This is a genomic window from Streptomyces sp. NPDC014882 (genome assembly GCF_043081325.1).
Taxonomy (GTDB): domain Bacteria; phylum Actinomycetota; class Actinomycetes; order Streptomycetales; family Streptomycetaceae; genus Streptomyces.
The window spans coordinates 714,096-722,140 of sequence record NZ_JBIBWL010000003.1 but is presented as its reverse complement, the minus strand read 5'-3'; the positions used below and the strand labels follow the sequence as shown (position 1 = coordinate 722,140).

Here is an 8,045-nt window from a genome sequence, read left to right as displayed (position 1 = left end):
AGGCTTTCCTCCGGGCGCTTCCCTTCGGTCCTGCGTTTCCGACTCTATCAGACCGTTTCCCGGCCCGATCTCCTCGGCGCTTTCCAGAATCCCGCGCTTTTCTTCGCGGTTTCCTTTCCGGCGGTTCCGACTCTATCAGATCCTTTCGGTTCCGATTCCCCGTCAGAAGGGGGTTGCCTTCCCGGCTGTTGGGCCGTTCCGACGTCTCAAACCTTAGCGGATCCTCCCCGGCGAGCGCTAATCGAGCCGCCGGGCCCTCAGTGAATTGAATTCGGGCACGCCGAATAAACCCCGCTGGGAGATCTTGCTTGAGTTTGTGTGCCGCTATTGCGGCCGAGGTGCCACCGAAGAACCGTTACGGCCCCGCGGCAACCCGAAGAACCTTACGGACCGGGCAGAGGGCTGTCAAGTGGCCCTTGTCAAGATCTTTAGTCCAGGTCGGTGAGGCGTCCGCCGGCGTCCGGCTGGGCGTGCTCCACCCGGCGGAGGAGCCTGGTCAGGACATCGCCGAGGGCCGTGCGGTCGTCGGCGGAGAGGTCCTGGAGGAGGTCCTCCTCGAAGACCGTCGCCAGGCGCATCGCCTCGAGCCACTTCTCCCTGCCCTCGGTCGTCAGCTCCACGATCACCCGGACCCGGTTGCTCTCGTCCCGCTGCCGGGTCACCAGGCCTTCCGCGACCATGCGGTCGATCCGGTGGGTCATCGCGGCCGGCGTCAGGCCCAGCCGCTTGGCCAGGTCGCTGGGACCCATGCGATAGGGAGCGCCGGACAGGACGAGGGCCTTGAGGACCTCCCAGTCGGCGTTGCTGATGCCGAGGCCGGCGGTCTGGCGGCCGTAGGCGACGTTCATCCGGCGGTTCAGGCGGGAGAGCGCCGAGACGATCTGCTCGACCTGGGGGTCCAGGTCCCGGAACTCCCGCTGGTAGGCGGCGATCTGCTCTTCGAGGGTCGGCTCGCCGCCGATGCCCGTACTGCCGGGGGTGTCGCCCATGGGCGTCAGTATCGCACGGGGCTCGTTGGCGTTGAAGTTCTTCGGAGTGTACTGTTTAGCTTCGAAATTTATCTTCGAAGTCTTCGGTTCTAAGAACTGAGGCTCACCAACTACCTGGAAGAGGTGAACGTGACCAGGGCCATGGGCGCAGCGATGCGCCGGATCCACGTGGGCAACGCACTCAGCGCGTTCGGGCTCGGCTTCACCGTCCCCTACCTGTACGTCTATGTGGCGCAGGTGCGGGGACTCGGTGCCGTGACGGCGGGGCTCGTCCTCGCCGTGTTCGCCGTGGCCGCGCTGATCGTGCTGCCGTTCGCCGGCCGGGCGATCGTGCGGCGCGGCCCGTTGCCGGTGCTGATCGCCGCCCTGGTCACCGCCGCGCTGGGCGCGCTGAGCCTGGGGCTCGCCGGCAACGCCGCCGCCGTACTGGCCGCCGCGGCCGCGCTGGGGGCCGGGCAGGCCGTGATGCAGCCGGCGCTGGCCACGATGATCGTGGACTGCTCGACCGCGGAGACCCGGTCGCGGGCCTTCGCGACGCAGTTCTTCCTGCAGAACCTGGGGCTCGGCGTCGGCGGGCTCATCGGCGGGCATCTCGTCGACACCACGCGCGTGTCCTCCTTCACCCTGCTGTTCGCGATCGAGGCGGCGATGTTCCTGCTGCTGGTCGTGGTGATGGCGAGCGTCCGGATGCCGCACTCGCCCCGGGTGGAGGGAGCTCCGCGGGGGTCGGCCAAGGGCGGCTGGAGGCAGCTGCTCGGCAACCGGGCCATGGTGCAGCTGTCCGTGCTGGGCTTCGTGCTGTTCTTCGCCTGCTACGGGCAGTTCGAGTCGGGGCTCAGCGCGTACGGGGTGGAGGCCGCGGGCATCTCGACGTCCGCCCTCGGGACCGCTCTGGCCGCCAACACCGCGGTGATCGTCGTCGCGCAGTTCGCGGTGCTGAGGTTCGTCGAGCGGCAGAAGCGGTCGCGGGTGATCGCGGCCGTGGGGCTGATCTGGGCCGTGGCGTGGGCCGTGGCGGGGTACGCCGGGCTCGGGAACGGCAGCCGGGAGATGGCGACGGCCGCGTTCGTGTCGACGTACGCGCTGTTCGGGCTGGGTGAGGCGATGCTGTCGCCGACGGTCGCGCCGCTGGTGGCCGATCTGGCGCCGGCCGGGCTCGCCGGGCAGTACAACTCGGCTTTCGCGCTGGTCAAGCAGTTGGCGCTGGCGGTGGGGCCGGCCGTGGGAGGGCCGATGGGGGCCTCGTTGCACGCGCCGTACGTCGTGACCTTCCTGCTGTTCTCGCTGGGGATCACGGTGCTCGCGCTGCGGCTGGGACGGCAGCTCACTCTCGTGCAGGATCAGCCGTGGGTGGCGCGGAAGCGCGTGGTGGCCCGGGGCGGGGCCGCCGTGGAGCCGGTCGCCGCGGAGGCGTGAGGCACACGGTGTGGAGGCGGCCGTCGTCGGGAGGCGACGGCCGCCTTCCGCGTGCCGGGGCCCGGGTCAGCGGTCGGCCGTCACCAGGGTCGCGGTGAAGGGGAAGGCCGTCGTGTCGGCGGGGAGGGCGGCGCGGAGGGTGTCGGCGGCCCGGGTGAGGGCCTCCTCGCCCCCTGCCTCGGTGATCGTCCGGCCCCAGGGGATCGCGGAGAGGTGGCCCGGGACGTGTTCCCGGAGCGGGGGGAGGGTGATGGTGAAGGTGAGGTCGCGGCGGGTGGTCCGCCGCAGGCCCGCGGCGTCCAGGGCCGCGGTGAGGCGGTCCGCGGCGCGGAAGGCGTCCTGGAAGTCCGCCGCCGCGTCGGGTCCGCCGTACTGCCGCACCGCGCGGAGCTGGGCGGTGAAGTAGGGGGACGCTTCGAGGTTCGACCAGACGGTGGCGGCGAAGCGGCCTCGGGGGCGCAGCACGCGGGCCGTCTCGCGCAGGGCGGCGTCCAGGTCGGGGAAGAACTGGGCGCCCTGCTGGCAGAGGACGACGTCGAAGGCCGCGTCCGGGTAGGGGAGGTCGTCGGCGGGTGCGGCGGTGAACTCGATGTCGGGATAGAGGCGCGGGTGGTGCTCCACGGCGACCTCGAGCATCGCCCCGTTCTGATCCACGCCGACGACGCGGCCGGTGGGGCCGGCCTGTGCGGCGGCGGCGCGGGCCGCGAAGCCGGTGCCGCACGCGAGGTCGAGGACGGTGGCGCCGGGGTAGAGGTCCGCGGCGTCCACGAGTGCGGTCACGAAGGGCGCCATGAGGGGCGCGACGTAGTGTTCGTAGCGCTCGGGAGCGCTTCCCTTGAGGTGAAAGCCCGTTGCGTCTGCCATGGGGAGCTACTAGCACCGGGAGGCGTGTTCGCCTAGGTGGCGCGCGCCGGGCAACGGGTGTTCGAGGCCGGTTTCAGTCGGTGGGTCTGGGCAGGACGAACTCGCACCACACGGCTTTTCCGCCGCCGGGGGTGCGTCTGCTGCCCCAGCCGGAGGCGATCGTGGCGACGATGGCGATGCCGCGGCCCGACTCGTCGGCCGGCTCCGCACGGCGGCGGCGTGGCAGGTGGTCGTCGCCGTCGGTGACCTCGATGATCAGGCGGCGGTCGGTGCGGCGCAGGCGCAGGCGCATGGGCGGGACGCCGTGCTGGAGGGAGTTGGCGACGAGTTCGCTGGTGGCGAGGACGCCGAGGTCGTGCAGCTCCGCGGGGAAGCGCCAGCTGGTGAGGACGCCGGAGGCGAAGGCACGCGCGCGGGGGGCCGCTTCGACGCCGCCGAGCAGTTCCAGGGCGGCGTTGCGGAACAGCTCGCGGTCGGGGCCGGTGCGGGCGGGGTGCTGGAGGACCAGGACGGCCACGTCGTCGTCGTGGTCCGCGGTGACGCCCGCCGAGCGGACCAGGCGGTCGCAGACCACCTGGGGGGAGCCGGTGGCGCCGGCCAGGGCGCGTTCCAGGGCGGCGATGCCCTCGTCGAGGTCCTCGTTGCGCCGCTCGACCAGGCCGTCGGTGTAGAGGACGGCGGTGGATCCCGGGCCGAGGGGGACCGAGCCGGAGGCGTGGATCCAGCCGCCCGTGCCGAGCGGGGGGCCGGTGGGTTCGTCGGCGCGCCGGACGGTGCCGCTCTCGTCGCGGACCAGGATCGGCAGGTGGCCCGCGGAGGCGTACACCAGGCGTCCCTCGTTGGGGTCGTGGATGGCGTACACGCAGGTGGCGATCTGGTTGGCGTCGATCTCCATGGCGAGGCCGTCGAGGAGCTGGAGGATCTCGTGCGGCGGGAGGTCGAGGCGGGCGTAGGCGCGGACGGCGGTGCGGAGCTGGCCCATGACGGCCGCCGCCCGGACGCCGCGGCCCATGACGTCGCCGATGACGAGGGCGGTGCGGCCGCCGCCGAGGGTGATGACGTCGTACCAGTCGCCGCCGACCGCCGCCTCGGTGCCGCCGGGGTGGTAGGTGGCGGCGATGCGCAGGTCGTCGGGTTCTTCCAGCTCCTGGGGGAGCAGGGAACGCTGGAGGGTGACGGCGGTCTCGCGCTGGCGGCGCTCGCTGGCTCTGAGCCGTTCGGCGGCTTCGGCGTGGTCGGTGACGTCGGTGGCGAACACCAGGACGGCGCCCTCGCCGTGGTTCTCCGGGACCGGGGTGCAGGTGAACGTGTAGGAGCGGCCGTCGGGCGCCTTGCGGGACTTCAGGGTGCGGGGCTTGCCGCTGCGCTGGGCCTGGTCGAGGAGCGGCATCAGGCCCAGGTCGCGCAGCTCGGGGAGGGCCTCGGCGGCCGGTTCGCCGAGAGGCCGTGCGCCGAAGGCCGCCGTGTAGGCGCCGTTGACGTAGGCGAGGCGGTGGTCGGGGCCGTGCACGAGGGCGACCAGGGCCGGTACGCGGTCGAGGACCTCGCGGGCGGGGAGTTCGTCGACGGCGGGCAGCGGGGGCGGGTCGCCGCCGGTGGGTCGTTCGGCGCGGGCCGCGGGTACGGAGCCCTGGCCGGAGCTCTCGCTCCGCCGGTCCGTGAGGGTGACCGGGTGCTCCGCCCGCGCGGTGGCGCGGCGCTGCGTTCCGGGGAGCCGGGCGCTCCAGCGCGTGAAGTTCACGAATCCTTGCCTCGTGTCAGTCGTCGACGGCCGGCTCCGGGCCCGGCCTGCCGGGACTCCGGAGGCCGCGCGGCGGTGGCCGCACATTGTTGCAGCACCCGGGACGGGGAGCGCGTGGGAACAACCTCGTGGGTCGACAGGGTCGGGTGGTGGTCCGCCGGGGGCTCGGGAGGGGCGGTGAGCAGGGAGCAGTCTGGCAGTGCGGCCGCCGTCCGGGCCGGCATTCGTCAGACGTGGGGGCGGTCGGTGGAGTTCCTGGTTCGGGTCAGGACGACCCCTTCGGGTCGCCGGAGGACTCGTCAGAAGGCTTTCCACCGGCAGCGCGTTCGAACTCGGCGCGGGGATGTTCGAGGGATCCGAGCGAGACGATCTCCCGTTTGAAGAGTCCGGACAGCGTCCACTCGGCGAGCACGCGTGCCTTGCGGTTGAAGGTGGGGATGCGGCTGAGGTGGTAGGCCCGGTGCATGAACCAGGCCGGGTAGCCCTTCAGCTTGCGTCCGTAGACGTGTGCGACGCCCTTGTGCAGGCCCAGGGACGCGACCGAGCCGGCGTATGCGTGCGCGTACGTCCGCAGGGGCTCGCCGCGCAGGGAGCGGGCGATGTTGTCGCCGAGGAGCTTGGCCTGGCGTACCGCGTGCTGGGCGTTCGGGGCGGTGTACGCGCCGGGCCGGCCGGCGGTCAGGTCGGGGACGGCGGCGGCGTCCCCGGCCGCCCACGCGTGCGTGACGCCCTCGACGGTCAGCTCCGGGGTGCACTTGAGGCGGCCGCGCTCGGTGAGGGGCAGGTCGCTGGCGGCGAGCACCGGGTGGGGTCTGACGCCGGCGGTCCACACGACCGTACGGGTCGGGAAGCGGGCGCCGTCGCTGAGGACGGCGACGCGGTCCGCGCACGACTCCAGGCGGGTGCCGAGGCGGACGTCGATGTTGCGGCGGCGCAGTTCGCTGACCGCGTAGCGCCCCATGTCCTCGCCGACCTCCGGGAGGATCCGGTCGGAGGCCTCGACGAGGATCCACTTCAGGTCCTCGGGCTCGAGGTTGTGGTAGTAGCGCGTGGTGTAGCGGGCCATGTCCTCGAGCTCGGCGAGCGCCTCCACGCCCGCGAAGCCGCCGCCGACGAAGACGAAGGTGAGGGCGGCGTCGCGGATCGCGGGGTCGCGCGTGGAGGAGGCGATGTCCATCTGTTCGATGACGTGGTTGCGCAGGCCGATGGCCTCCTCGACCGTCTTGAAGCCGATGGCGTGGTCGGCGAGGCCGGGGACGGGCAGGGTGCGGGAGACCGAGCCGGGCGCGAGGACCAGTTCGTCGTACGTCAGCCGGCGCGGGCCGGTGCCCTCCTCGTCCGTGGCGAGGGTGGTCAGGGTCGCGGTGCGCCGGGCGTGGTCGACGGCGGTGACCTCGCCGACGACGACCCGGCAGTGCGGCAGGACGTGGCGCAGCGGTACGACGACGTGGCGCGGGGAGACGGCGCCCGCGGCGGCCTCGGGCAGGAACGGCTGGTACGTCATGTACGGGTCGGGTGTGACGACCGTGATCTCGGCCTCGCCCCGGCCGATCTCCTGTCTCAGCTGCCGCTGGAGCCGCAGGGCCGTGTACATCCCGACGTAGCCGCCGCCGACAACGAGAATGCGCGCACGTTCCTTCACCGTCCCATGACGCACCCCGCGCCGGAGTTTGTCCACAGCCCCGACAATTCGTGTGACCGCGGGACGGGCGGGAGCGGGGACGGCCGAAATGCCGGCGGGAGGGACGGGACCGCAGGTCAGCCCGGGTTCGCCGGGGTGCGGGAAGGGGTGTTATCGGGACGTATGCGGCCCGTGCTCCGATCGGGGGGCGCTCCGTGCGGAACCTGCCCCTTCTGAATTGACCCCCTCTCAACTATGTTCGTGTGTCGACGGGGTGCAGGGGGAAGCGCTCGTCGGATCCGTGAGGTGCCGCTGACCCAGGGCCCCGCCGCGGGTCCGGTTCCGTTGCCCCTGCTTCATGCGCCCCGTGCATTCGATGGCGGGGAGAGTCTCCGGGGGGAGACGTCATTACCGGGGGAACATTCATGCATATTCAGGACACGCATTGGTCGTCCGCGTCCGCACTCGGACCGAACGGCACGGTGAGCGCGGCGGTCGACGGACGCGGGGACACCTCGCGGACCACGCCGCTGCGCGTGGACGCACAGCGCAATCTGGAGCACGTGCTGCGTGCGGCACGCGAGGTCTTCGGCGAGCTGGGGTACGGCGCGCCGATGGAGGACGTGGCGCGGCGCGCGCGGGTGGGCGTCGGCACGGTGTACCGGCGCTTTCCCAGCAAGGACGTCCTGGTGCGGCGGATAGCCGAGGAGGAGACCTCCCGGCTGACCGACCAGGCGCGGACGGCGCTGGGTCAGGAGGACGAGCCGTGGTCGGCGCTGTCGCGCTTCCTGCGCACATCGGTGGCGTCCGGAGCCGGACGGCTGCTGCCGCCGCAGGTGCTGCGGGTCGGCGTCGCCGAGGAGGGCACGGAGAGCACCGGCGTCGACGAGGCCCGGGTTCCGCAGCAGCGGAGCCAGCCGGGCGGCGGCGAACTGCGGCTGCTCACCGACGCGGGCGCGCAGAGCGTCGTGGACGACACCGGGGCGGCGGCCCTGCTCGACGTCGTGGGACGGCTCGTGGACCGGGCGCGGGCGGCGGGTGAACTGCGGCCGGACGTCTCGGTGTCGGACGTCCTGCTGGTCATCGCCACCGCGGCGCCCTCCCTGCCGGATCCGGTCCATCAGGCGGCGGCTTCGTCCCGGCTGCTGGACATCCTGCTGGAGGGGTTGCGGTCCCGGCCGGCGTCCTGAGCGCCGGTCACCGTCAGGACCGCGCCCCGGGCCCGTTCGGCCTCGTGCCGGTCGGCGCCCAGGGCCTCGCGGGCGGCCGTCCCGGCCCGCTCGGCCAGGGCACGCCGTGGGGCGGGGCACGGGATTTCCGATGGGGTGGGGCGGCCGTCGGTCCGGGGTGAACGGGTCGGTGCGGGAGGACGTGCCGATGCCGTCCACCGGTGCGTCGGCGGCCGCCGGCGCAC

Annotated in this window: 6 protein-coding genes; 2 read left to right on the top strand and 4 right to left on the bottom strand. The window is 72.8% G+C overall.

Translation table 11 applies throughout. The features are described 5' to 3' along the window. Nucleotides 1-428: 428 nt before the first annotated feature. Complete coding sequence (locus tag ACF09K_RS11195; RefSeq protein ID WP_392242407.1) at nt 429-989, bottom strand: MarR family winged helix-turn-helix transcriptional regulator; 561 nt, start codon at nt 987-989, stop codon at nt 429-431. A 123-nt stretch (nt 990-1,112) separates the two neighbouring features. Here ACF09K_RS11195 and ACF09K_RS11190 point away from each other — a divergent pair, with 123 nt between their 5' ends. Next, nucleotides 1,113-2,405, top strand: a complete 1,293-nt coding sequence (locus ACF09K_RS11190; protein ID WP_392242406.1) for an MFS transporter — start codon at nt 1,113-1,115, stop codon at nt 2,403-2,405. Between the two features lie 66 nt (nt 2,406-2,471). Here the strand turns inward: ACF09K_RS11190 and ACF09K_RS11185 are convergent, their stop codons facing one another. The 3 genes from ACF09K_RS11185 to ACF09K_RS11175 form a co-directional block, all read right to left on the bottom strand. Next, a complete protein-coding gene (locus ACF09K_RS11185) occupies nt 2,472-3,269 on the bottom strand; it encodes a class I SAM-dependent methyltransferase (RefSeq protein ID WP_392242404.1) in 798 nt (265 codons plus the stop codon). A 73-nt stretch (nt 3,270-3,342) separates the two neighbouring features. Next, the gene (locus ACF09K_RS11180; protein WP_392242402.1) at nt 3,343-5,010 is read right to left on the bottom strand and encodes a SpoIIE family protein phosphatase; all 1,668 of its coding nucleotides are present in this window, start codon (nt 5,008-5,010) and stop codon (nt 3,343-3,345) included. Between the two features lie 265 nt (nt 5,011-5,275). Further along, nucleotides 5,276-6,652: an NAD(P)/FAD-dependent oxidoreductase gene (locus tag ACF09K_RS11175; RefSeq protein WP_392242401.1), complete on the bottom strand. Its 1,377-nt coding sequence runs from the start codon at nt 6,650-6,652 to the stop codon at nt 5,276-5,278. Between the two features lie 404 nt (nt 6,653-7,056). Between ACF09K_RS11175 and ACF09K_RS11170 the strand changes: the two genes are divergently transcribed. Beyond that, the gene (locus ACF09K_RS11170) at nt 7,057-7,821 is read left to right on the top strand and encodes a TetR/AcrR family transcriptional regulator (protein ID WP_392242399.1); all 765 of its coding nucleotides are present in this window, start codon (nt 7,057-7,059) and stop codon (nt 7,819-7,821) included. Nucleotides 7,822-8,045 lie beyond the last annotated feature (224 nt).

Excerpts from the sequence above, each read along its gene's own strand:
- ACF09K_RS11195 (WP_392242407.1), bottom strand. The coding sequence starts at position 989 with ATGGGCGACACCCCCGGCAGTACGGGCATCGGCGGCGAGCCGACCCTC.
- ACF09K_RS11170 (WP_392242399.1), top strand. The coding sequence starts at position 7,057 with ATGCATATTCAGGACACGCATTGGTCGTCCGCGTCCGCACTCGGACCG.
- ACF09K_RS11185 (WP_392242404.1), bottom strand. The coding sequence starts at position 3,269 with ATGGCAGACGCAACGGGCTTTCACCTCAAGGGAAGCGCTCCCGAGCGC.